The sequence below is a fragment of the Microbacterium sp. LMI1x-1-1.1 genome, from assembly GCF_040676205.1.
GTDB classification, from domain to species: domain Bacteria; phylum Actinomycetota; class Actinomycetes; order Actinomycetales; family Microbacteriaceae; genus Microbacterium; species Microbacterium aquilitoris.
In genome coordinates this window covers 1,159,633-1,181,257 of the sequence record NZ_JBEGHM010000001.1, presented here as the reverse complement: position 1 = coordinate 1,181,257, position 21,625 = coordinate 1,159,633, and the positions used below count along the sequence as shown (strand labels likewise).

Genomic DNA, 21,625 nt, shown 5'->3' with positions numbered 1-21,625 from the left:
TCAGTAGTGGTATGGGTACGGCGACCAGTCCGGATCGCGCTTCTCGAGGAAGGCGTCGCGCCCTTCGACGGCCTCGTCGGTGCCGTAGGCGAGGCGCGTCGCCTCGCCGGCGAAGACCTGCTGGCCGACCATGCCGTCGTCGATCGCGTTGAACGCGAACTTCAGCATGCGGATCGCCGTCGGGGACTTGCCGAGGATCGTCCGCGCCATCGAGATCGCCTCGCGCTCGAGGTCGGCGTGCGGGACGACGCGGTTCACCGCGCCCATCTCGTACGCGCGCTCGGCGGAGTACTCCTCAGCGAGGAAGAACACCTCGCGCGCGACCTTCTGACCGACCTGGCGAGCCATGTACGCCGAGCCGTACCCGGCGTCGAACGACCCGACGTCGGCATCCGTCTGCTTGAACTTGCCGTGCTCCGCGCTCGCGATCGACAGGTCGCAGACGATGTGCAGCGAGTGCCCGCCACCCGCCGCCCAGCCCGGGATGACGGCGATGACGACCTTGGGCATGAAGCGGATGAGGCGCTGCACCTCGAGGATGTGGAGCCTCCCCGCGCGTGCCGGATCGGGTGTCGTCGCGTCATCCGCGGCGTACGTGTAGCCGTCTCGGCCGCGGATGCGCTGGTCGCCGCCGGAGCAGAACGCCCAGCCGCCGTCCTTCGCGCTCGGGCCGTTGCCCGTGAGCAGCACGACGCCGATCTTCGGGTCCTGCCGCGCGATGTCGAGCGCGCGGTACAGCTCGTCGACGGTGTGCGGCCGGAAGGCGTTCCGGACCTCGGGACGATCGAACGCGATGCGGGCGATCCGTCCGTCCGTCGAGACGTGCGCGGTGATGTCGGTGTAGCCCTGGGCGCCGGGCGCCCCGGTCCACTCCGACGGGTCGAAGAGCTCGGAGACGGTCACCCCGCCAGCCTACGCGCGGGCCCCACGGGCGTCCCGATCGTGCGAAGCTTGTACGGCGGCCCTCACCCCGAAACGAGCGCCGCGGAGGGACCCCCGCATGAAGATCACGAGATCATCCGACTGGCGGGACGCTCTTCCGTTCGAGGTCCCCGTCCTCGCCGCCGACGCCGTGCCCGGCGAGCCGACGCGCTGCGTGGGCTGCCCCGCCGGCAGCGAGCCGCGGGAGCGGACCGAACTGTGGGCCGTCAAGCACCGGCATCCCAACAACCACGCCGGATTCGTGCGCTACTACTGCGCCGAGCACGCCCCCAAGACCGCCCCGCCGCCCCCGCCGTCGGTCGCCCGCCCGGGCAAGGCCCGCGGCACCGCGCCGAAGCCGCGTCTCGAGCGGACCGTCGCACCGAAGCGTCCTGCGGCCTCGCTCGACGTCGTCCGCGCCATGTGCCCGAACTGCTTCGTCGAGGTCTCCGCGACCGGCGAGTGCGGGATGTGCGGCCAGCAGGTCGCCTGAGCCGGATTCAGGGCTCGGTCGGCTCGATGTCCGTCCCGTGGAGACGCCACCACTGCTCGATGTGATCGACCGCGACCACCGGAAGCAGGCCGGACGACGTCGAGCGCAGCCCGGGTGCGTCTGACAGACGGAGACTCTGGAACGCGAAGATCCGATCCCCTTCCACATCCAGCCGGAGGTACGGCTCGTCGCCGTCACGCAGTTCGAGCCGCTGTCCTTCGCCGGTGACGGCGGAGAGGACGCCGTCGCACGCGGTGACGGCGTCGACGAATGGGGCCTTCTGCGCTGCGGCGGGTGAGTCGAAGCGCCAGACCGACATGCGGTAGAGGAATTGCTCATCCCTCGTGCTGCGTCCCGATACCGAGGCCTGGATCTGCGAAGTCGCTCCCGCCGCGAACATGTGCTCGGTCGGTGCGAGATACGCGGAGACGCCGTCCCGCGCGACCTGCGGGGCACACAGCGCGTTGACGGCCTCCGTTCCGGCGGGCACGCAGGCGCCGTCGCCGCGTTCGAAGAGAGCGACGCCGGCGGTGTACTCAGGACCGCGGTCGACCCCCGGCATCCCGTCGATCGACTGCTCGACCGCCAGGGTCGTATCGCCCCCTCGTGTGCAGGACGGGTCGTCCGTCTCGCCATCGACGATCACGCGCGTCGGGCGCGGTGACGGCGAGGGCGACTGCTCCGATTCGAGGCTCGCGGTCGAGACGCAACCGGTCAGCCCGGCGACGAGCGCGGCGACGAGGACGACGGATCGAAGTGCACGCATCTCCGCAGTATGCCGTGTCCGAGCCCCCGCTTACCGTCGGCACCGTGACGGAACCGGTGCGGTGGTGGTGGGAGCGGCGGCAGTTCTCGCGCGGCGCCGACGTCCCGTACGCCGTCGGGACCTACCGATCCGCGTGGGCCGCATACCCGGAGCTCGTCCGGCAGTACCACCCCGACCTCAACGGCGGCATCGTCCTGTCGCAGATCCCGCCGGCCGCCGACGTCCTGCTGTGCTGGGAGTGCTCCGCCGGCCATCGGTTCGCCGCGACGCCGACCGAGCAGCGTGAACGCCCGGGACGCGTGCGACGCCGGTCGGCCTGGTGCCCGGAGTGCTCGGCGCTCGCGGCGCCCCGCCCCGTGAGGGTCGTCGAACGCATCGACGCGGGCGCGGTCCTCGCCGCCGTGCAGCAGGCGAAAGCGGTGCGGATGCCGGTGGCCCCCGCTCAAGCTTCCGCGCGGAAGCGCGCGGTGCCGGCCATCTGCGAAAAGACCCCGGACCTTCCCGCGGGCGAGCCGTTCGTCAGCGCGTGCGCTCCCCCACCGGCATCCGCTGCCGAAGCGCGGCTGCGCGCGGATCTGACCGCGGCGATGCTGTTCACCGAGGGGATGACGGCGGTCCGGGTGACGCGACCGTTCTTCCGCCATCGGGAGGTGTGGCCCGACATCCTGCTCCCCGAGCTGCGGGTCGCGGTCGAGTACGACACCCCCGGGCGCCACGGGCTCGAGCACGTAGGCAAGAGGGAGGCATCCGATCGGCGCAAGGACGCGCTCCTGCGCACCGCGGGGTGGGAGGTCGTGCGCGTGCGCACGGGAGGGCTCGAACCGCTGGGGCCGCATGACGTCGTCCTCCGGACGGCGGGCACGCGAACCGTTCCCACGATCGTCGACGCGCTCCGCCGGATCCGGGGTGACCTCGTGGTCGACGCGTACCTGCGGTGAGATCAGGCGTATGCGCGATGCACGTGCCAGTGGTCGCCGTCGTCGTAGATGTCGAAGACGAAGGCCTCCCCGCCGTGGTCGGTCGCTTGGAACCGCCATGCGCGAGCGGCCGACGCGGGCAGTGCAGGCCACATCCCTCGACCGAGGCGGGTGGGGGTGTCGGACACGGTCCACCGCCGGCCGCCGAAGAACATGCGGGCGGGCACGTCGTCGACGAACCACAGCGTCAGATCGTGTTCGAATGCCCGGGCTTCCATGAGACCCAGATTAGAACATCTGTTCTCATCCGTCGAATCCGAAACTCGAATCAATGTCCTGCTCCCAGCTGATCACGTGGGCCCGGTGGAGCGGCACCGCTCCCGGCGCGAGGACGTGGGGGATGCCGTGGAACCACGCCCCGCTGACGCCGCGACGCACCATCTCCTCGAGCCAGGCACGGTTCGCCGCGGGCACCTCCATGGCCGACGTGAACGATGCCGGATCGAACGGTGCGACCTCTGCCGGCTCGATCGGGTCGCCGACCGCCGAGATCGTCCGGTCGAGGACGACCGTCGCGCGCGGCAGGTCGTCCGCCGGGATCGCCCAGAACTCCGCCCGCGGCAGCTCCTTCCCGCGGACATCGCGCCACGCCCGCCAAATCGCGTGAGGGTGGACGGGACTCAAGAACACAACCTCGGTCCACCGCCTGCCGAGGCCGGGGATGACCGTGTCGCGCAGACCGCGGCGTTCCGGCGTGTCGTCGTATTTCGCCATCGCCCGCGCGTACGCCGCGGGGTCGACAGACGCGAGACCGGATGCCGGGACGAGTACCTCGCCCACGAGATCGACGCACTGGTGGAAGACGAACCTCACGTCGCCGACCGAACGCCGTCGAACGGCGTGATCGTCCGCCACGTGCCGCCCTCATCGAAGAGGAACAGGCGGAGGGGCGTCGAGCCGAGCATCGGGTCACCGGCGGCATCCCCGTACGGATAGGTGCCGCACGCGTCCGCGGTCGAGGCGACGCGAATTTTGTCGCCGGCCGCGATGTCACCCTTCTCGGCCACGTCCACGGTGACGAGATACACGTTCGTGTCGTACTCCATGATCCGCGTCGTGCCGTCCGACTCGACCGAGCTCGTCACCACGACCGCCTGCGATCCGGCGGCGCGCTCCTCGTCGGTCTCGTACGACACCCACGACGCACACGCCTGGACCTCGACGAAAGGGAGCCGGACACCGTCGCATCCGGCGAGCGCGACCCCCAGCACCACCAGCCCGACCGCGATCGTCGTTCGTCGCCGCATCCCGCACCCCCTGCCGAGGAGTGTCCCATCCGGGGACATCGTCTCGCCAGGGGTGCGGAACGGCAGAACTCAGCCGAGCGCGACCGCCGTCCACGACACCGGCGGGAGCGTGATGGTCAGGGTCCCGTCATCGACGCGGGCCGACTCGTTCGGCCGCGGGGCGACGCGCTCGCGGTCGGCGAGGGTGTTCTTCGCGTAGACGTCGTCGTCCGAGAGGGTGTGCGTCTCGACGATCGAGCCGGCACCGAGCCCCGTCACGTCGACGGTGACCTCGATCGACTCGGTCGTGCTGCGGTTGACGAGGAAGACGGCGCTGCGACCCGTGGCGTCGTCGTGCGTCGCAACGGCATCGACGAGCGGCACCTCGCCGAACGCGGCGGTCTCGTAAGACGGCGCATCGACGAGGACCCGCATCGCGTCGCCCTGCGCGAGGCGCGAGGTGATCGAGAAGGGGAAGAACGTCGTCTGACGCCAGGCCGGGCCGCCGGGCTCGGTCATGATCGGCGCGATCACGTTGACCAGCTGCGCGAGCGAAGCGCTGGCCACCCGGTCGGCGTGCTTGAGCAGCGAGATCATGAGGCCGCTGAACACCACGGCATCCACCACGGAGTACACGTCCTCGAGAAGGCGCGGCGCGACCGGCCAGTTGTCGATGCCGTCGATCTTCTCGACGTTCTCCCACCGCGACAGGTACCAGACGTTCCACTCGTCGAACGAGATGTCGATCTTCTTCGACGACCGCTTCACGGCGGCGACGTGGTCGGCCGTCGCGACGACGGTCTCGATGAAGCGGTCCATGTCGACCGCCGAGGCGAGGAAGCTGCCGATGTCGCCGTCCTTTTCCTCGTAGTACGCGTGGCACGAGATGAGATCGACATCGTCATAGGTGTGCGACAGGACGACGCGCTCCCATTCGCCGAACGTGGGCATCGTCGCGCCCGACGAACCGCAGACGACCAGCTGGATAGACGGGTCGAGCTGCCGCATCCCCTTCGCGGTCCGCGACGCGAGCTTGCCGTAGTCCTCCGCCGACCGGTGCCCGAGCTGCCACGGACCGTCCATCTCGTTGCCCAGGCACCACATGCGGATGCCGAACGGGTCGGTCGCGCCGTTGGCGACGCGCTGGTCGCTGAGCGCAGTGCCCGAGCGGATGTTGCAGTACTCGAGCAGATCGATCGCCTCGAGCGTGCCGCGGGTGCCGAGGTTGACGGCCATCATCAGGTCGCTGCCGACCTTGTCGAGCCACGACGAGAACTCGTGTAGGCCGACCTCGTTCGTCTCGGTCGAGTGCCAGGCGAGGTCGAGCCGGCGGGGCCGCTCGTCGACGGGACCGACAGAGTCCTCCCACCGGAAGCCCGACACGAAGTTGCCGCCGGGGTAGCGGATCGTGTCGACCCCGAGCTCCTTGACGAGGTCGATGACGTCCGTGCGGAAACCCTCGGCATCCGCTGTCTCATGACCCGGCTCGAAGATGCCGTCGTAGATGTGGCGGCCGAGGTGTTCGACGAAACCGCCGAAGATCTTGCGGCGGACCTCCCCGATGGGCGATGCGGCGTCGACGGTGAGGCGTGCGGAGGTCATGTGGGGCGTCCTTGTCCGGGAGGTAAACGTTGTAAATCATGATGGCGACGCGGATGCCGGGCGTCAAGGCCTCCGCCCCTCTCACCGCGTCGACGGATGCAATGGATCCGGCCCGACACGCCGGTGCCCGCCCGCGAGGCACGGCGTGGCGCGCACGAACTCTTGCATCCGCGAACGCCAGGCCCGCGCCACGCGCCGCGCCGCCGACCGCGATCAGCGACGCCCCGGCGCCGACTCCCGCACGCGCAGCGTGAATTCGCCCGACAGCACCCGGTGAGGGATGTCGGATGCCGCGCCGACGCGACCGAGCAGGGTGTCGACCGCGGTCTGGGCGATCCACCGTCGGCCGGGATCGATCGTGGTCAGGGAGGGTATCGAGTACTGCGCCTCGTCGAGGTCGTCGAACCCAACCACGGCGACGTCGTGAGGCACCCGGAGTCCCGCCTCCTGCAACGCGCGGATGGCACCGAGCGCGAGGGTGTCGTTGAGCCCGAAGACGGCGTCGAAGGCGACGCCACGGGCCACGAGGTCGCGCACGGCGTCGGCTCCTCCCGAGCGGTCCCAGAAGCGCGTGGCGACGATCAGCTCGGGGTCGAGCGCGACCCCGGCCGCCGCCAGCGCGGCGCGATGCCCCTGCAGGCGAAGACCCGCCGCGCCGTCGGCATCGCCGTCGTGGGCGCCGAGGACGGCGATGCGACCCCTGCCCGCGTCGAGCAGATGCGCCGTCGCCGCCTGTGCGGCCTCGGCGTTCCGCATCGTGACGTGGTCCAGCGGCGCGTCGAACACCCGCTCCCCGAGCAAGACAGTCGGGTACGCCCCCGGGCGCGCGGCGAGGTCCGCCGCATCCAGACCCAATGGACTCATGATCAAGCCGTCGGTGAGACCGAGGCGGCGGCTCCGCAGCAGCTCGCGCTCACGCTCCCGCTCGCCGCCGGTCTGCTCGACCAGGACGACCACGCCGCGCTCCTCGGCTCGTGCGATGACCATGCCGGCGAGCTCGGCGAAGTAGCTGAGCGCGAGATCGGGGACGGCGAGGGCGATGGCGCCCGTTCGGCCGCTCCGGAGGTTGCGCGCCGTCAGGTTCGGCGTGTATCCGAGCTCGGCGACCGCTCGCTCGACGTTCCGGCGGGTATCGGGTCGGACGTGGGGGTGACCGTTGATGACGTTCGAGACCGTCTTGATCGATACACCCGCCAGCCGCGCGACGTCGTGCAGTGTCGGTGTCATCCGGCCCTCCTGGGCGTCACTGTACCGCGCGCGCAACCCCCGCGCGGACCGGCGGCGGCGTCACTACGCTGGCGCGATGAGCTCCTCAGCCAAGACCGCAGCACACGGCGCGAAGAACAGCAGGGCGGTGCATGTGCTCGCACGAGCGGGCTTCGCAGCGAGCGGCGTGGTCCACATCATCGTCGGCCTCATCGCCGTCTCCCTCGCCCTGGGACTCTCCGGCGGAGGGCAGGCCGACCAGTCGGGAGCCCTCGCCCAGCTCGCGGCCGCCCCCGGGGGCGTGTTCCTGCTCTGGGCCGCCACGATCGGCCTCGCCGCCCTGGGGCTCTGGCACCTGTTGAGCGCCTTCCTCGACCGGAGTGCCTCCGACGGCAAGGAGCGCGCAGTCCACATCGTGAAGAACGCGTCGAAGGGCGTCGTCTACCTCGTCATCGCGTTCAGCGCGGGCACCTTCGCGGCCGGCGGATCCACGAGTTCGGCCGGGTCGACCCGCTCGCTCACCGCGGATCTCCTCTCGACCCCGGGCGGCGTGTTCCTCGTCGTCGCGATCGGCCTCGTCGTCATCGGCATCGCCGGGTACCTCGTCTTCAAGGGCGCGACCCGCCGTTTCGAGCGCGACCTGTCCCTGCCGTCGGGCACGGCGGGCCGGGGCGTCCGGATCCTGGGCACGGTCGGATACATCGCCCGTGGCGTCGCATTCGCCGGCGTCGGCGTGCTGTTCCTGGTCGGCGCGGCGACGAACGACCCCGAGAAGTCGACCGGTCTCGACGGGGCGCTGCGGTCGTTCGCCGAGCTCCCCGCGGGAAAGATCCTCCTCGTCCTCATCGGTGCGGGCTGGATCGCGTACGGCGTCTACGCCTTCTTCCGCGCCCGCTACACCCGCCTCTGACGTGCGATCGTCGGACCTTCCGCGCAACGGCGCCCGCGGGGGCCAGGATGGGGTCATGCATCTGCCCTCGCTCGCCGACCTCCGCGCGAGCGCGCGCGTCGTATCGCTCCCGCTCCACACCCGGTTCCGCGGCATCGACATCCGCGAGGCGATGCTCTTCGAAGGCCCCGAGGGGTGGACCGAGTTCTCGCCGTTCACCGAGTACGGCGATGTCGAGTCGGCGTCGTGGCTCGCCGCGGCGATCGAATACGGCTGGCAGCCGACCCCGGCGGCGCTGCGCGACGAGATCGGGGTAAACGCGACGGTGCCGGCGGTGGCCGCGGCATCCGTTCCCGATGTCCTGGCGCGATTCGACGGATGCCGGACTGCGAAGGTCAAGGTCGCCGAGCCCGGTCAGGTGCTGGCCGACGACGTCGCGCGGGTGCGCGCCGTCCGCGAGGCGATGGGTCCTGAGGGGCGCATCCGCATCGACGCCAACGGCGGGTGGAACCTGGACGAGGCGGAGCACGCCGTCCACTCGCTCGCCGCGTTCGACCTCGAGTACGTGGAACAGCCCTGCGCGACGGTGGCCGAGCTCGCCGAGCTGCGCGGACGCATCCGGTACATGGACATCCCGGTCGCCGCCGATGAGAGCGTGCGCAAGGCCGACGACCCGGTCGCCGTCGCGCGGGCCGGCGCGGCCGACCTGCTCGTGATCAAGGCGCAGCCGCTCGGCGGGGTGCGGCGGGCCCTGTCGGTCGTCGCCGAAGCGGGGCTCCCCGCCGTCGTGTCGAGCGCCCTCGACACCTCGGTCGGCCTCGCCATGGGGGTCGCCCTGGCGGCATCCCTCCCCGAGCTGGACGTCGACTGCGGATTGGGGACGGCGTCGCTCCTCGCGGCGGACGTCACCGGCGAGCCGCTGCGGCCCGAGGGCGGGATGCTGCCCGTCCGCCGCGTCGTGCCCGATGCCGCGCTGCTCGACGCGCACGCCGCGACGCCGGAGCGCCGGGACTGGTGGCTCGCCCGCCTGGAGCGGTGCCACGCGGTCCTGCAGGCCGGCTGACGATCCCCAGGAGACCCGGGTCAGCCGACGAGGAGCGGCACGAGCTGCTCGAGCCGCGACTGCATGGCCCGGTTCGCCTGACGCTCCGACAGCCGCTCGAGTGCGGCCTGCACGCTGCACTGCTCCGAGACGTCGAGCAGCAGTTGGGCGGCGTCGGCGACCGTCATCCGCAGGGGCAGTCCATGCCGTTCGCTCACGTCGCCGACGATCGTCTCGATGCGTCGCAGCATCTGTGCGCGCCACGAGAGGAACGCCTCCGCCAGGCGCGGGTCGCGGAGCGCCTGCGTGCGGACCTCGCTGAGCAGCTGCGGCTCCATCCGTTCGGACAGTGACATCGCGGCGATCTGACGGACGAGATCGACCACGTCGCCGCCGCCCGAGAGCGTCTTGACGCGCACCGACACCTCGTCGAGCTTGTCCTCGGACAGCTGCGTGATGAGGGCGAGGAAGAGCTCGTCCTTCGACTCGAAGTTGGAGTAGAACGCGCCCCGCGTGAATCCCGCGCGCTCGCAGATCATCTCGACGGATGCCGCATCGAGCCCGACCTCGGCGAACACCTCGTGTGCGGCTTCGAGCAGGCGCGCACGCGTGTTCTCGCGACTTCGCGCCATCTCACACCCGCCCTTCAGGATTGGGAGCTGTTTTCGGGTCTACGATACACATGTGTATTGGATACAGCGCTGTATCGAAACCGTCCGACTCTGATCCAGGAGCGCCTGTGTCCACAATCCTCTTCACCCTCGGCCGATGGGCCTACCGGCACTCGTGGCGCGTGCTGATCGCCTGGATCCTGCTGCTCGGCATCATCGGCGGCGGTGTCGCCCTCTTCATGAAGGGCACCGACAACTCGTTCACGATCCCCGGGACCGAGGCGCAGCAGGGACTCGAGCTGCTGAACCGCACGTTCCCGCAGGCCAGCGGGGCGAGCGCCCAGCTCATCGTCGTCGCACCCGACGGCGAGACGGTGAAGGATCAGCCGCTCCGCGGCGAGATCGACGACCTGGTCACCCGGCTCGGCGACATCGACGGCGTCACCTCGGCGACCTCCCCCTTCGACGAGATGGTCACCGGCCTCGTGTCGGACGACGACCGCGCCGCGCTCGTGCAGATGCAGTTCGACGGTACGTCCACCGAGGTCAGCCACGCGACCGTCGACGCGGTCGAGAAAGCCGCCGCCGACTTCCACGCGAACCTGCCCGACGGCGCACAGTCCGCGCTCGGCGGCGACCTCTTCGCGGCATCCATCCCGGCACTGTCGATCGTCGAGGTCGTCGGTGTGCTCGTCGCACTGTTCGTCCTGATCGTGACGTTCCGCTCGTTCGCCGTCGCCTGGTTCCCGCTCGTCAGCGCTCTGATCGGCGTCGGACTCGCGATCGCCCTCATCTTCCTCGCGACCGCGGTGACGACGATCTCCGCCACGACCCCCATGCTCGCCGTCATGCTCGGCCTCGCCGTCGGGATCGACTACGCGCTGTTCATCGTGTCGCGACATCAGGACCAGGTCCGCGCCGGCATGGATCCCGAGGAGTCCGCCGCCCGTGCCGTCGGCACCGCCGGATCGGCCGTCGTCTTCGCCGGAGTGACGGTCATGATCGCCCTCGTGGGACTCAGCATCGCCGGCATCCCGTTCCTGTCGACGATGGGCATCGCGGCTGCCGTCGCCGTCGCGGTCGCGGTCGCCGTCGCGATCAGCCTCACCCCCGCACTGCTCGGATTCGCGAAGGGTCGCGTCGTCGGCTGGGGCGGGGGGATGCTGCAGCGCGGCCTCCCGACCCGCCGTCGCCGCGCGGCCGAGGTCGACGCAGCGGCGACCGAGGGTGACGACGCCGCACCCGAGCCCGAGCCGGCACCCGCCCCCGGGCCGGTGGCACCCGCGCGACCCAACCGCTGGGTGATGCTCGTGACGCGGCATCCGATCATCGCGACCGTCGCCGTCGTCGTCGGACTCGGCATCATGGCCATCCCGTCGGCGAGCCTCCACCTCGCACTGCCGAACGCCGGTGTCCAGCCGCCGTCGAGTCAAGCGCGCCAGGCGTACGACCTGAACGCCGAGTACTTCGGCGCGGGGTCGAACGGTCCCCTCGTCATGGCCGGCACGATCGTCACCTCGACCGATCCGCTCGGCCTCATGGGAGATCTCAAGAAGGAGGTCGAGGCGATCCCCGGCGTGAAGCGCGTCGCCCTCGCGACCCCCAACGCCACCGCCGACACCGGCCTCATCCAGATCGTGCCGACCACGGCGCCCGACGACCCGGCGACCGCCGACCTCGTGCGCGAGCTCCGCTCGCACCACGACGAGTGGCAGGACGAGTACGGCGTGGATCTGAAGGTCACCGGCTACACCGCCGTCGGCATCGACGTCTCCGACCGGCTCGGGGCCGCACTGCTGCCCTTCGGCATCTTCGTCGTCGGGCTGTCCTTCATCCTCCTGATGATCGTGTTCCGCTCGATCTGGGTGCCGCTGAAGGCGACCCTCGGCTACCTGCTGTCGATCCTCGCCGCGTTCGGCGCCGTCGCCGCGGTGTTCGAATGGGGCTGGCTCGCCGACGCCCTGCACGTGACGCGCACCGGCCCCGTGATCAGCTTCATGCCGATCATCCTCATGGGCGTCCTGTTCGGCCTCGCCATGGACTACGAGGTGTTCCTCGTCTCCCGCATGCGAGAGGACTTCGTCCACGCGGTGCGCGCCCGAGGCGGACGCGCGAACCGCGAGACCGCGATCGCGGCCGTCCGCAGCGGTTTCACCGCCTCGGCCCGCGTCGTCGTCGCAGCGGCCGTCATCATGTTCGCCGTCTTCGCCGCCTTCGTCCCCGAAGGCGACAGTTCGATCAAACCGATCGCCCTGGGCCTCGCCGTGGGCATCGCCGTCGACGCCTTCCTCGTCCGCATGACCCTGACCCCGGCGGTCATGGCCCTGCTGGGCGACAAGGCCTGGTGGATGCCGCGCTGGCTCGAGCGCCTACTCCCCAAGGTCGACATCGAGGGCGAGGCGGTCGAGCACGAGCGCGCACACGCCGACTGGCCCGAGCCCGACTGGAACGGTGCACTCGCTGCCGACGACCTCGAGGTGCGGGCCGAGTCGGCCGACACGGACGTCGTGCTCTTCTCGGGCGCGCACGCCCGGGTCGAGGACGGCGGCACGCTCCTCGTGACGGCAGCCGATCCGCACGCCTCCCGCGCGTTCCTGCTGACCGTGGCGGGGCGCATCGCCCCGACCTCCGGCCTGCTGCGCGTCTCCGGCCACCTGCTCCCCGGGCGCGCCGCATGGGTGAGAGCCCATGTGTCCGTCGCCGAGCTGACCGGCTCGGAGTCGCCGCTCGCCGACCTGCGGCGAGCCCTCGCCGGCCGCACCCGGTTCGTCGTGATCATCGGTCTCGACGCCCTCACCGGAGCCGACCGCGATCAGGCCGCCGCCCTCCTCCGCGACGCATCGAACGCCGTCGCCGCGAAGGCCGGGCAGCTCACCGTCGCGGCCTCGGCCCGCGACCTCGGCGCCGCCCGCGAGCTGCTCGCCGACGCCTACCGCCCGAAACCCGACACCCTGCGTCTCGACACCTCCGCCGCCCTCGACGCCGACACCCCCACCCAGGTGATCCCCTCATGACTCTCCCCATCGAACGCGCGCAGACCCGGCGCCCCATCTCGTGGCTCACCCTCCTGGGTGTGCTCCTGCTGCCGGCCGTCATCGGCGGCATCCTCGTCGCTGCCCTCTACAACCCCACCGAGCGGCTCGACGCACTGAACACCGCGATCGTGAACAACGACAAGCCGGTGGAGGTGAACGGCCAGACCACACCTCTCGGCCGCCTGCTGACGGCGGGCCTCGTCGAGGGCTCCGACGACCTGGACAGCAACCTCACGTGGACGATCTCCAACTCGGATGACGCGAAGGAAGGGCTCGAGGACGGCACGTACGACGCGATCGTCACCATCCCGAAGAACTTCTCCGCCGCGGCGACCTCGACCGCTCCCGGCAAGACGCCCGAGCGCGCGACGATCGAACTGACGTCATCGCCCGACTCGCGCATCGTCGACGAAGCCATCACGTCGCAAGTGACCTCGACCGCGGCATCCGTCCTCGGAGAGCGGCTCACGAGCGGCTACCTCGAGAACGTGTTCCTCGGCTTCACGACGCTCGGCGAGCAGCTGGGCAAGGCGGCCGACGGGGCGACCCAGCTCACCGACGGCGCCCAGAGCGCCGCCGACGGTGCTGCCCAGCTCGCCGACGGCGCGTCGACCGCGTCCGACGGCGGGTACTCCCTGGCCGACGGCATCCGTAAGCTGCAGACCGGTGCCGCCGGCATCGCGAGCGGCGCCGGCGCGATCTCCACCGGCGCGTCGGGCCTCGCCACCGGCGCCCACCAGCTCGCCGACGGCGCAGGCGCTGCGGCCGATGGGCTCGACACCCTCGCGGGTGGCGCGGACCAGCTCGCGGACGGCGCTGCCGCCACCTCGCGCGGGCTCGACGAATGGTCCGCGGGCGCGCGGCCGATCGCGGACGGCACGAAGGAGCTCGCCGACGGCCTGGCCAAGGCCGCCGAGCAGACCGCCGCGATCCCCGCGATCCCTTCGGAACTCGTCGACGGGGTGAAGGCCCTCACCGCCAACGGCGAGCAGAACAGCCAGGCCGTGACGTCCATCGTCGACGCCCTGTCGTCCGCCGCGAAGGCGTGCGTCCCCGCGCAGGCGGGCACCGCACTGTGCGACCAGTTGACGGCCGCCGCGGCCCAGGCGACCAAAGCGCTGCCCCAGCTGCAGAACACCGTGGGCGACTCGGAGCAGCTGGCGAAGGACCTCGACGCGCTGGCGAACTTCGGTCCGAACCTGAGCGAGGGTCTCAGCACGTCGGCCGCCGCCGCGAAGAAGCTCGCCGGCGGAATGGACCAGCTCGCCGACGGGGCCGACAAGCTCGCCACCGGCGCGGGCGGGCTCTCGAGCGGCGCCTCGGGCCTCGCGGACGGCGCGGGCGCGGCGGCGACCGGCGTGCGGCAGCTCGCCGGCGGTGCCGACAAGCTCGCGGGTGGAGCCGACAAGCTCTCGTCCGGCGCAGGCCAGCTCGCGACCGGTGCGCAGGCCCTCGCCACCGGCGCCGGCACCGCCGCGGACGGCTCGGACCAGCTCGCAGACGGCGTCGGCTCGCTCGCCGACGGCGCCGGCGAACTGTCGACGGGTGTCGGCAAGCTCGCAGACGGCACCGGCGACCTCGCGACCGGTCTCGACAAGGCCGTCGACGGCGTCCCGAGCTACACGAAGTCCCAGGCGGCGGACCTCGCGTCGATCGTCGCGAACCCCGTCGTCGCCGAAGGCGCGGGCACCTCGCTGTTCGGCGCCTCCGCCGTCCCGCTGCTCGCGACGCTCGCGCTCTGGTTCGGTGGGCTGGCATCGTTCATCGTGCTTCGCGCCGTCCCCCGCGCCGCACTCTCGTCGCGCCGCTCCTCCGCCGCACTCGCACTGCGCGCCCTCGCCCCCGGAGCGCTGCTCGGCGCCCTGCAGGGCGTCCTGGTGGCCACCGTCGTCCAGCTCGCCGCCGGCTACGACTGGGGCGCCTGGTGGCTCTTCGCCTCGATGTGCGTGCTCGCCGGCGTCGCGTTCGCGGCGGTCAACCACGCCCTCGTCGCGCTGTTCGGCGGCATCGGACGGTGGGTCTCGGCGCTCGTCGGCGTCATGGCCCTCGCCACCGGGATCGTCTCGACGGTTCCCGGCACGCTCCTCGACGTGGCCGGCCTCCTGCCGACCGCCCCGGCCTACACGGCCATGCTGGCCGCGCTGACGGATGCCGGGGGCGGCGCCCCCGCAACCGTGGGACTCGTCCTCTGGACGCTCGTGGCGATCGGCGCCGGCATCCTCGCCGTCACCCGGCACCGCTCCACGTCGGCCCGGGCCGTCCTCACCCAGCCCGCCTGAGCCGGACGCGGCGTCGGGCCCGCAGGGCTCGGCGCCGCCCGGTCGACGGCAGCGCGCGACTCAGCCGGCGAGGCGGATCGTCGTCGTCATGACGAGTTCGAGGCCGCCCGGGACCTCGGTCGACGCGAGCGCCACGGTGATCGCCTCGATCCCCGCCAGGGATGTCAGGTGCGTCCCGCCGCAGGGCAGTTCGACGGCGCCCTCGGGCAGCTCGCAGCGCCAGGTACGTCGGCCCGCGAGCGTGTGGTCGTCGCGGTGGATGCCGATGGCTCCCGGCGCGCCCGCCCACTCGGCGAGCGTCGCGTCGGCGCGAGCCTCGACGGCTCGAAGGTCAGCCAGCGCAGCGGGGTCGAACCCCTTCTTCCGCAGCGACTTGCCGATGCGGTAGACGTCGGTGGAGCCGTACGGGGCGATGCGGGACGTCTGGATGGCGAGCATGTCGAACGCGGGACGACCCGCGGCATCCGTCGGCACCTGCTTCGTCCAGGCGTCCTCGAGCGCGGCGTCCAGGGCGAGGGATGCCAGGTGGCAGGCGGTGTGCCCGGCGGACAGCGCAGCGCGCAGCTCGGGGTCGACGTGAGCGTCGACGCTCTCCCCGACGGCGGGCGCCGACCCCTCGACGACGTGGACGACGACGAAGGTCCACCCTTCCGTCCCCATGCGGACCGGCAGGTCGGGTCCGATGACGAGCGCGCCGTCGCGGATGCCGCCCGTCAGCGTCGCGAGCACCGGCACGTCGCCCGCGGCCGTCCGCAGCACGCCGATGTCGGCGGGCTGGTCGGGCCACGCCGTGTCGACGGGGTGGAACGGGGTGCGGTCGAGCACGACGCCGGAACGCCCGTCGGGCAACGGCGCGATGTGGACGACGTTGGCCGTTCCCGTGAGCTCCCCGTCGGGGTAGGTCACGACGGTGGCGGGGATGACGGTCACGGGATCAGCTGGGCAGGCCGCTGTAGGAGTGCAGCCCCTGGAAGAACTGGTTCACGATCGTGAAGTTGAACAGCACGGCGGTGAACCCGACGATCGACAACCAGGCCGACCGCGTCCCCCGCCACCCGCGGGTCGCCCGCGCGTGGATGTAGCCGGCGTAGACCACCCAGATCACGAAGGTCCAGACTTCCTTGGTGTCGAAGCCCCAGTAGCGCCCCCACGCGTCGTTCGCCCAGATCGCCCCGGCGATGAGGGTGAAGGTCCAGAGGACGAAGCCGATGATCGCGAAGCGGTAGGCGAGGGACTCGAGCACCTCGGCGCTCGGCAGCGTCCGCAGGAACGGCAGCCGGGTGCGGGGTGCGGCATCCGACCCGACGGCCGCGAGAGCGATGCGCTCCCGTCGCGACTGGAGGAGCTGCACGATCGACAGGGCGAACGCGAGTGCGAAGAAGGCCGACGCGAGCGAGGCGACGAAGACGTGGATGACGAGCCAGACGCTCTTCAGCGGGTCCGACAGCGGGACGACCTCGACGTAGTAGGCCAGGGCGGCACCGCCGAGGAGGATGACGATGAGGCCGTTGATGAACGCGCCGAGGAAGCGGAGGTCGTACTTCACGAGCACGGTGAGGAACACCATCACGACGAGCATCGTGCCGGTGAGGGCGAACTCGTAGTTGTTCGACCACGGCACACGGCCGGCGGCGATGCCGCGGGTGACGTCGGCGCCCACGTGGAAGAGGAAGCCGATCGTCGTCAGCACGACGCCGAGGCGCGCGAACAGGTAGCGGCCGCGCTTCGACGGCGCGGCTTCGAGGGCGACCTTAGCGGCCGCCTCCTCGGCGTGGATCTCGTCGATGGTCTGACCGCCGCCGCCGGCCGCGACGAGCGTGCGCGCCTTCGCGTCCTGCGCCTTGATCGCCAGCTCGGAACGGCGAGCGAGGTCGACGGTGAACGCGAGGAAGCCGAGCGTGTAGATCGCGATCGCGGTCCACAGCAGCAGCACGGAGATGTCATCGAACGACATGAGGGTCCTCCGGAGGAGATGGGTGGGTTCAGTTTACGTTCGCGGGGACGCCTGGGGCGGATGCCGGTTCGTCATCGAGCACCCTGCCGTGTCGCCGGGCGAGGTCGGCGACCGCAATCGCGATCGCAGGATCCTCGCCGCGGGCCAGTCCCGCGTACTCGAGCGTCACGGCGTCGCCGTCCGGGGTCGCCTTCACCCACATGCGTCGGCGCGGGACGAACAGGGCCGTGAAGAGACCGACCATCGCGAGGATCGCGAACGCGAGCACCCACGGGGCGCTCGAGTCGTTGTGGATCGACAGCGAGACGTAGCGCTTCACCGACTCCGCGGCGCCATTCTTCGTCTCGTCCTCGAAGGTCACGCTGCCGCGGCCGCCCGGCAGCTGGACGGTCTGCCCCGGCGAGAGCTCGAGCGACGGGGTGTCGGCGTTGCGCCCGGCGATTTCGGTCATGCCGTCGGTGTCGAGCGCGTAGACGGACCGCGCGTCGCCGTTGTCGATGCCGAGGTCGCCCTCGTAGACGAAGAACGTCAGGCGCGGGTCGACGAGGTCGCCGTACGCCGAGGTGAGGGCGCCGCTCTGGAGCGTGGCGACCGTCGGGTAGAAGAAGCCGACGAGGCCGAGCTGCTCACCGCCGGTGTCGGGGATCTTGACGACGCCCGACGAGGTCATCGTGGGGCTCTGCGGCAGGAACGGCACCGACTCGCTGAAGACGACGTCGCCCGAGCCGTTGCGGACGGTGATCGTCGGAGCGTAGCCGTTGCCCATGAGGTAGACGCGGTCGCCCGCCATGGTGATCGGGTGGTTCACCTCGATGACCTGGTCCTCGGCCTTCTGCCCGGGGAAGCGCGTCGTCACGTGAGCGGCGAAGTCGCCCGCCTGCCCCGACGGCGGCGGCGCGTAGGTCACGTCGAAGCGGTCGAGGGTGATGGAGTACGGCGTCAGCGCCTCGGTGTCGACGAAACGGCCCGGGTTGAAAGAGGTGTAGCCGAGGCCGAGCGAGTTGACGAAGCCGTCGCCCTCGGTGATGACCGTCTGACCGGTGTAGGTGAACCCGCCGCCGATGCCGACCGAGAGGAGCACTCCCACCAGGGCGCCGTGGAAGATCAGGTTGCCGGTCTCGCGGAGGTAGCCGCGTTCGGCGGAGACCGAGGCGACGCCGTTCCGGTCGTACCGCTCGACGCGGTAGCGGGCCGAGCGCAGCTGCGCCTCGGCGAGGTCGACCGCGTGCGCCGCGTGACCCGCGGCATCCTCACCCTCGGGAACGGCGACCCGCGACTCGACGTGGTCGTCCAGGCGGGACAGGCGCGCAGGCGTGCGCGGCGGGCGGGCGCGCAACGCCTTCCAGTGGTGCTTGGTGCGCGGCAGCACGCAGCCGATGAGGGAGATGAACAGGAGGATGTAGATCGCCGAGAACCACACCGACGAGTAGACGTCGAAGAGCTGGAGCGTCTCGAAGGTCGGGTAGAGGTCGGGGTTGGTGGCCCGCCACTGGGTGACGCCGTTCGGGTCGGCGCTGCGCTGCGGCACGAGCGATCCCGGGATCGCCGCGATGGCGAGCAGCAGCAGCAGCACGAGGGCCGTCCGCATGCTCGTCAGCTGCCGCCAGCCCCACCGCAGCCAGCCGACGATGCCGAGCACGGGCTGAGTCGGCGAGCCGTCGTCGGCCGCGCCCCGCTCGCCCGTCTTGTCGAGGTGGTCGCTCGGTCGGAGCGGTCCGTCGACGGCCGTCGCGCCGGAACGGTCAGAAGAAGGTCGGGACACCACCGATCACCCCCTGGAAGTTCGAGATGAGCGTCGTCCACACTCCGGTCACCATGAGGACCCCGAGCGCGACCAGCAGAACGCCACCGACGATGTTGACCGTCCGGATGTGGCGGCGCACGAACGAGACGGAGCGTGTCGCCCAGCCCGCGCCGAGCGCGAGGAGGACGAACGGGAGCCCGAGTCCGAGGGAGTAGGCGACCGCCAGCGTCCCGGCCCGGAGGGGGTCCGCCTGGCTGTAGGCCATCGTCAGGATCGCTGCGAGCGTGGGGCCGATGCACGGCGCCCAGCCGATCCCCATGGCGACACCCAGCAGCGGGGCGCCGAGGATGCCGAGGTTCTGCGTGAGCTGCGGACGATAGATCTTCTGCGCGAAGCCGAAGACGCCGACGAAGACCAGTCCGAGCGCGATCACGACGAGACCCAGGATGCGGGTGATGAGGTCCTGGTACTCGATGAAGAGACGTCCGAGGGTGCCGGCGAACACGCCCATCATCAGGAAGATGACGGTGAACCCGGCGATGAAGAGGGCGACCCCGAGCAGGAGGCGTCCGCGGGCCGGCGCATCGACGCGGGTCCGCGTCGCGGCTCCCGCCGGGGCGGTGCCGGCGGCATCCGTCGATGTCACCCGTGAGGCGCGAGGGGTCATGGCCCCGCCGAGGAAGCCGAGGTACCCGGGGACGAGCGGCAGCACGCACGGCGAGAGGAAGGAGACGAGTCCGGCAAGGGCCGCGATCGGGATCGCGATCCACAGCGACCCGTCGACCACGATCGAACCGGGGTTCATCCCTTCTCCGCCAGGGTGTCGTCGACGAGCTCGCGGAGCGTGGTCGCATCGGGCAGCTGACCGAACAGTCGTGCGGCCACCCGGCCCTTGCGGTCGACGACGAGCGTCGTCGGTGCCGCCTGGAGCGAGGTCCAGTCCGCGAATGCGAGCTTCAGGTCGACGTCGCCACGGGCGAGGATCGACGGGTAGGTGATCTTGTACGTCTCGTCGAAGGAGGTCGCCTGCTCAGGACCGTCGTAGATGTTGACGCCGAGGAAGTGGGCTCCGTCGCCCTTCGTGTCCTGATAGGTCTGCTCGAGGACGGGCGCCTCCGCCCGGCACGGACCGCAGGCGGCGTACCAGAAGTTGAGGACGACGACGTCGCCCGCGAAGTCGGTGCTCGAGATCTCCGACCCGTCGGTGCTCGTGCCCGTGAACGACAGGGCGTCGCCTCGCTGAGCGGCGGGGATCGTCTCGACGCGACCGTCGCTCGAGATGAAGCCCTGCGTGTTGCCTTCGCGGTACAGGTCGGAAAGGTTGTCGTTCTCACTCGAACAGGCTGCGAGACCCGCGACGAGCGTCAGAGCCGCGACGGCGGCGAGGATGCGGCGTCTCATACGGCCCCCACGTCCACAGCGCCGGCGGTCGGGGCCGGCTCGGCGTAGTCGACTTCGCGCCAGACGTCGCCGTCGAGCTCGAAGCTCGTGATGCTCGACAGGTCGCACCGGCGGCGACGCGGGTCGTGACGGAGCGGGAGTCCTGCGACGGACAGGTGCGTGATCCAGATCGGGAGCTGGTGCGAGACGATCACCGCGTCGCCCGAGGGCGTGCGGTTCCACGCGTCGCGCATCGCCGCCTGCATGCGCTCGACCACCTCGAGGTAGGCCTCTCCCCAGCTCGGCAGCGCGGGAGTGCGCAGGTGCCACCAGTTGAGCGGGTTGCGCAGTGCGCTCCGCATCCGCTTCCCCTCGAAGACGTTCGTCGGCTCGAGCACACGGGCGTCGATCACGGGGGTCAGCCCGAAGAGCTCCGCGATCGGGGCGGCGGATTCGCGCGCCCTCTCTAGCGGGGACGAGACGAGCGACTTGACGGGACGCCCCTGCGCCTTCAGGTGCTCGGCCGCGGCACGGGCCATGTCCTGACCGTCCTCGCTGAGGTGGAAGCCCGGAAGTCGCCCGTACAGCACGCGGTCGGGGTTATGGACCTCCCCGTGGCGCACGAGATGGAGGCGGGCGGCAGGCACGCCTTCAGTCTACGTGAGGGGGTCCTATGCAGGGCCTGAGCGCCGACCGCATGCGGGGCCTCAGCCGGCGGCATCCTCCGTCGACTCCCGGCGGTGACGGACGGCGGCGCGGATGCGGACGAACAGGAACCACGCGATGAGGGCGACGACGACGACGATCACGATGTTCTGGAAGACGCCGGCGTACTGTTCGACGATGTGCCAGTTCTCGCCGAGGAAGAATCCCGCGAGCACGAAGATCGAGTTCCAGATGAGGCTGCCGGCCGTCGTCAGGAGCCCGAACTTCCACCAGGGCATCTTCGAGACGCCCGCCGGGATCGAGATGAGGCTGCGGAACAGCGGCACCATCCGGCCGAAGAAGACCGCGACCGAGCCGTGCCGTTCGAACCAGGCGACCGTCTTGGTGACGTCCTCCCCCTTCATGAGAGGCAGCTTCTCGGCGACGCGCGTGAGACGCTCCGCGCCGAGCACGCGGCCGAGCACGTAGAGGATGTACGCGCCGGCGAGCGACCCGAAGGTGGTCCAGCCGATCGCTTCGGCGAGGGTGAACGACCCACGCGACGCGGCGAGACCGGCTACGGGCAGCACCGCCTCACTGGGGATCGGCGGGAAGAGGCTCTCGAGGCCGACGGCGATGGCCGCGCCCGCGGGACCGATCGTCTCCATCAGCATCACGAGCCAGTCGGCCAGGGCCGACAGCCACGACCCGCCACCCGAGGAGGAGGTGGCGGCAGTGTTCATGACGGTCATCGGGTGCTCTCTCGCGCTCGGTGATCGGATGCCCGGCCGGGCTCCCCGTCGGGTCAGCCTACGGTGCGGGAGGTTTCGGAACCTGGGCGCCGCGTAGACTCGA

At 71.0% G+C, this 21,625-nt stretch carries 21 protein-coding genes; 6 read left to right on the top strand and 15 right to left on the bottom strand.

What is annotated here, in order from left to right:
* Positions 1-903 carry a 1,4-dihydroxy-2-naphthoyl-CoA synthase gene (locus tag MRBLMI1x_RS05750; protein ID WP_363457053.1) on the bottom strand — a complete coding sequence of 301 codons (903 nt, stop codon included), beginning with the start codon at positions 901-903 and terminating at the stop codon, positions 1-3.
* A gap of 97 nt (positions 904-1,000) precedes the next feature.
* Here MRBLMI1x_RS05750 and MRBLMI1x_RS05745 point away from each other — a divergent pair, with 97 nt between their 5' ends.
* Entirely contained in the window at positions 1,001-1,414 is a 414-nt protein-coding gene (locus MRBLMI1x_RS05745) for a glucose-6-phosphate dehydrogenase (RefSeq protein WP_363457050.1), read from the top strand.
* Positions 1,415-1,421: 7 nt separating this feature from the next.
* On the opposite strand, the gene MRBLMI1x_RS05740 is transcribed toward MRBLMI1x_RS05745, so the two are convergent.
* Entirely contained in the window at positions 1,422-2,180 is a 759-nt protein-coding gene (locus MRBLMI1x_RS05740) for a hypothetical protein (RefSeq protein ID WP_363457047.1), read from the bottom strand.
* A 44-nt stretch (positions 2,181-2,224) separates the two neighbouring features.
* Here MRBLMI1x_RS05740 and MRBLMI1x_RS05735 point away from each other — a divergent pair, with 44 nt between their 5' ends.
* Positions 2,225-3,118 carry a zinc-ribbon domain-containing protein gene (locus MRBLMI1x_RS05735; RefSeq protein WP_363457044.1) on the top strand — a complete coding sequence of 298 codons (894 nt, stop codon included), beginning with the start codon at positions 2,225-2,227 and terminating at the stop codon, positions 3,116-3,118.
* Positions 3,119-3,120: 2 nt separating this feature from the next.
* Here the strand turns inward: MRBLMI1x_RS05735 and MRBLMI1x_RS05730 are convergent, their stop codons facing one another.
* From MRBLMI1x_RS05730 to MRBLMI1x_RS05710, 5 genes are all read right to left on the bottom strand, one after another.
* On the bottom strand, positions 3,121-3,375 hold the full coding sequence (locus MRBLMI1x_RS05730) for a hypothetical protein (RefSeq protein ID WP_020098058.1): 255 nt from the start codon (positions 3,373-3,375) through the stop codon (positions 3,121-3,123).
* 25 nt (positions 3,376-3,400) lie between these two features.
* Complete coding sequence (locus tag MRBLMI1x_RS05725) at positions 3,401-3,970, bottom strand: hypothetical protein (RefSeq protein ID WP_363457041.1); 570 nt, start codon at positions 3,968-3,970, stop codon at positions 3,401-3,403.
* Positions 3,967-4,404 (bottom strand): hypothetical protein, encoded by a 438-nt coding sequence (locus MRBLMI1x_RS05720; protein WP_116228192.1) that lies wholly within the window; start codon positions 4,402-4,404, stop codon positions 3,967-3,969. Before MRBLMI1x_RS05720 ends, MRBLMI1x_RS05725 begins: the two co-directional genes overlap by 4 nt.
* Before the next feature lie 69 nt (positions 4,405-4,473).
* Positions 4,474-5,985, bottom strand: a complete 1,512-nt coding sequence (locus tag MRBLMI1x_RS05715; RefSeq protein ID WP_363457038.1) for an alpha-N-arabinofuranosidase — start codon at positions 5,983-5,985, stop codon at positions 4,474-4,476.
* Between the two features lie 213 nt (positions 5,986-6,198).
* Positions 6,199-7,212, bottom strand: coding sequence for a LacI family DNA-binding transcriptional regulator (locus tag MRBLMI1x_RS05710; protein WP_363457035.1), 1,014 nt, complete (start codon positions 7,210-7,212; stop codon positions 6,199-6,201).
* 76 nt (positions 7,213-7,288) lie between these two features.
* Between MRBLMI1x_RS05710 and MRBLMI1x_RS05705 the strand changes: the two genes are divergently transcribed.
* Together MRBLMI1x_RS05705 and MRBLMI1x_RS05700 are read left to right on the top strand one after the other, a co-directional pair.
* Positions 7,289-8,101 (top strand): DUF1206 domain-containing protein, encoded by an 813-nt coding sequence (locus MRBLMI1x_RS05705; RefSeq protein ID WP_363457032.1) that lies wholly within the window; start codon positions 7,289-7,291, stop codon positions 8,099-8,101.
* Between the two features lie 55 nt (positions 8,102-8,156).
* Entirely contained in the window at positions 8,157-9,143 is a 987-nt protein-coding gene (locus tag MRBLMI1x_RS05700) for an o-succinylbenzoate synthase (RefSeq protein WP_363457029.1), read from the top strand.
* Between the two features lie 20 nt (positions 9,144-9,163).
* Here the strand turns inward: MRBLMI1x_RS05700 and MRBLMI1x_RS05695 are convergent, their stop codons facing one another.
* Positions 9,164-9,754: a TetR/AcrR family transcriptional regulator gene (locus tag MRBLMI1x_RS05695; protein WP_018186861.1), complete on the bottom strand. Its 591-nt coding sequence runs from the start codon at positions 9,752-9,754 to the stop codon at positions 9,164-9,166.
* Between the two features lie 107 nt (positions 9,755-9,861).
* On the opposite strand from MRBLMI1x_RS05695, the gene MRBLMI1x_RS05690 reads away from it, so the two are divergent.
* Together MRBLMI1x_RS05690 and MRBLMI1x_RS05685 are read left to right on the top strand one after the other, a co-directional pair.
* Positions 9,862-12,747, top strand: a complete 2,886-nt coding sequence (locus MRBLMI1x_RS05690) for an MMPL family transporter (protein ID WP_363457026.1) — start codon at positions 9,862-9,864, stop codon at positions 12,745-12,747.
* Positions 12,744-15,047, top strand: coding sequence for a YhgE/Pip domain-containing protein (locus MRBLMI1x_RS05685; protein WP_363457023.1), 2,304 nt, complete (start codon positions 12,744-12,746; stop codon positions 15,045-15,047). The genes MRBLMI1x_RS05690 and MRBLMI1x_RS05685 overlap by 4 nt, the downstream gene beginning before the upstream one ends.
* A gap of 60 nt (positions 15,048-15,107) precedes the next feature.
* Here MRBLMI1x_RS05685 and MRBLMI1x_RS05680 read toward each other — a convergent pair whose 3' ends face one another.
* The 7 genes from MRBLMI1x_RS05680 to MRBLMI1x_RS05650 are packed head-to-tail and all read right to left on the bottom strand — an operon-like array spanning position 15,108 to position 21,522.
* Complete coding sequence (locus MRBLMI1x_RS05680; RefSeq protein ID WP_363457021.1) at positions 15,108-15,977, bottom strand: metal-dependent hydrolase; 870 nt, start codon at positions 15,975-15,977, stop codon at positions 15,108-15,110.
* A gap of 4 nt (positions 15,978-15,981) precedes the next feature.
* Positions 15,982-17,001, bottom strand: coding sequence for a c-type cytochrome biogenesis protein CcsB (gene ccsB / locus MRBLMI1x_RS05675; RefSeq protein ID WP_020098048.1), 1,020 nt, complete (start codon positions 16,999-17,001; stop codon positions 15,982-15,984).
* Positions 17,002-17,029: 28 nt separating this feature from the next.
* A complete protein-coding gene (gene resB / locus MRBLMI1x_RS05670) occupies positions 17,030-18,766 on the bottom strand; it encodes a cytochrome c biogenesis protein ResB (protein ID WP_336126124.1) in 1,737 nt (578 codons plus the stop codon).
* Entirely contained in the window at positions 18,744-19,550 is an 807-nt protein-coding gene (locus tag MRBLMI1x_RS05665) for a cytochrome c biogenesis CcdA family protein (protein WP_336126122.1), read from the bottom strand. Before MRBLMI1x_RS05665 ends, resB begins: the two co-directional genes overlap by 23 nt.
* Positions 19,547-20,146, bottom strand: coding sequence for a TlpA family protein disulfide reductase (locus MRBLMI1x_RS05660; protein WP_018186854.1), 600 nt, complete (start codon positions 20,144-20,146; stop codon positions 19,547-19,549). The genes MRBLMI1x_RS05665 and MRBLMI1x_RS05660 overlap by 4 nt, the downstream gene beginning before the upstream one ends.
* On the bottom strand, positions 20,143-20,772 hold the full coding sequence (locus tag MRBLMI1x_RS05655; protein WP_026302861.1) for a histidine phosphatase family protein: 630 nt from the start codon (positions 20,770-20,772) through the stop codon (positions 20,143-20,145). Before MRBLMI1x_RS05655 ends, MRBLMI1x_RS05660 begins: the two co-directional genes overlap by 4 nt.
* Positions 20,773-20,832: 60 nt before the next feature.
* On the bottom strand, positions 20,833-21,522 hold the full coding sequence (locus MRBLMI1x_RS05650; protein ID WP_336126119.1) for a DedA family protein: 690 nt from the start codon (positions 21,520-21,522) through the stop codon (positions 20,833-20,835).
* Between the last annotated feature and the right edge of the window lie 103 nt (positions 21,523-21,625).

What these genes read in the sequence shown, in the direction of transcription:
- MRBLMI1x_RS05730 (WP_020098058.1), bottom strand. Translation starts at nt 3,375, where the DNA reads ATGGAAGCCCGGGCATTCGAACACGATCTGACGCTGTGGTTCGTCGAC.
- MRBLMI1x_RS05705 (WP_363457032.1), top strand. Translation starts at nt 7,289, where the DNA reads ATGAGCTCCTCAGCCAAGACCGCAGCACACGGCGCGAAGAACAGCAGG.
- MRBLMI1x_RS05660 (WP_018186854.1), bottom strand. Translation starts at nt 20,146, where the DNA reads ATGAGACGCCGCATCCTCGCCGCCGTCGCGGCTCTGACGCTCGTCGCG.
- MRBLMI1x_RS05695 (WP_018186861.1), bottom strand. Translation starts at nt 9,754, where the DNA reads ATGGCGCGAAGTCGCGAGAACACGCGTGCGCGCCTGCTCGAAGCCGCA.
- MRBLMI1x_RS05715 (WP_363457038.1), bottom strand. Translation starts at nt 5,985, where the DNA reads ATGACCTCCGCACGCCTCACCGTCGACGCCGCATCGCCCATCGGGGAG.
- MRBLMI1x_RS05685 (WP_363457023.1), top strand. Translation starts at nt 12,744, where the DNA reads ATGACTCTCCCCATCGAACGCGCGCAGACCCGGCGCCCCATCTCGTGG.
- MRBLMI1x_RS05700 (WP_363457029.1), top strand. Translation starts at nt 8,157, where the DNA reads ATGCATCTGCCCTCGCTCGCCGACCTCCGCGCGAGCGCGCGCGTCGTA.
- ccsB (WP_020098048.1), bottom strand. Translation starts at nt 17,001, where the DNA reads ATGTCGTTCGATGACATCTCCGTGCTGCTGCTGTGGACCGCGATCGCG.
- MRBLMI1x_RS05650 (WP_336126119.1), bottom strand. Translation starts at nt 21,522, where the DNA reads ATGACCGTCATGAACACTGCCGCCACCTCCTCCTCGGGTGGCGGGTCG.
- MRBLMI1x_RS05665 (WP_336126122.1), bottom strand. Translation starts at nt 19,550, where the DNA reads ATGAACCCCGGTTCGATCGTGGTCGACGGGTCGCTGTGGATCGCGATC.
- MRBLMI1x_RS05710 (WP_363457035.1), bottom strand. Translation starts at nt 7,212, where the DNA reads ATGACACCGACACTGCACGACGTCGCGCGGCTGGCGGGTGTATCGATC.
- MRBLMI1x_RS05740 (WP_363457047.1), bottom strand. Translation starts at nt 2,180, where the DNA reads ATGCGTGCACTTCGATCCGTCGTCCTCGTCGCCGCGCTCGTCGCCGGG.
- MRBLMI1x_RS05745 (WP_363457050.1), top strand. Translation starts at nt 1,001, where the DNA reads ATGAAGATCACGAGATCATCCGACTGGCGGGACGCTCTTCCGTTCGAG.
- MRBLMI1x_RS05720 (WP_116228192.1), bottom strand. Translation starts at nt 4,404, where the DNA reads ATGCGGCGACGAACGACGATCGCGGTCGGGCTGGTGGTGCTGGGGGTC.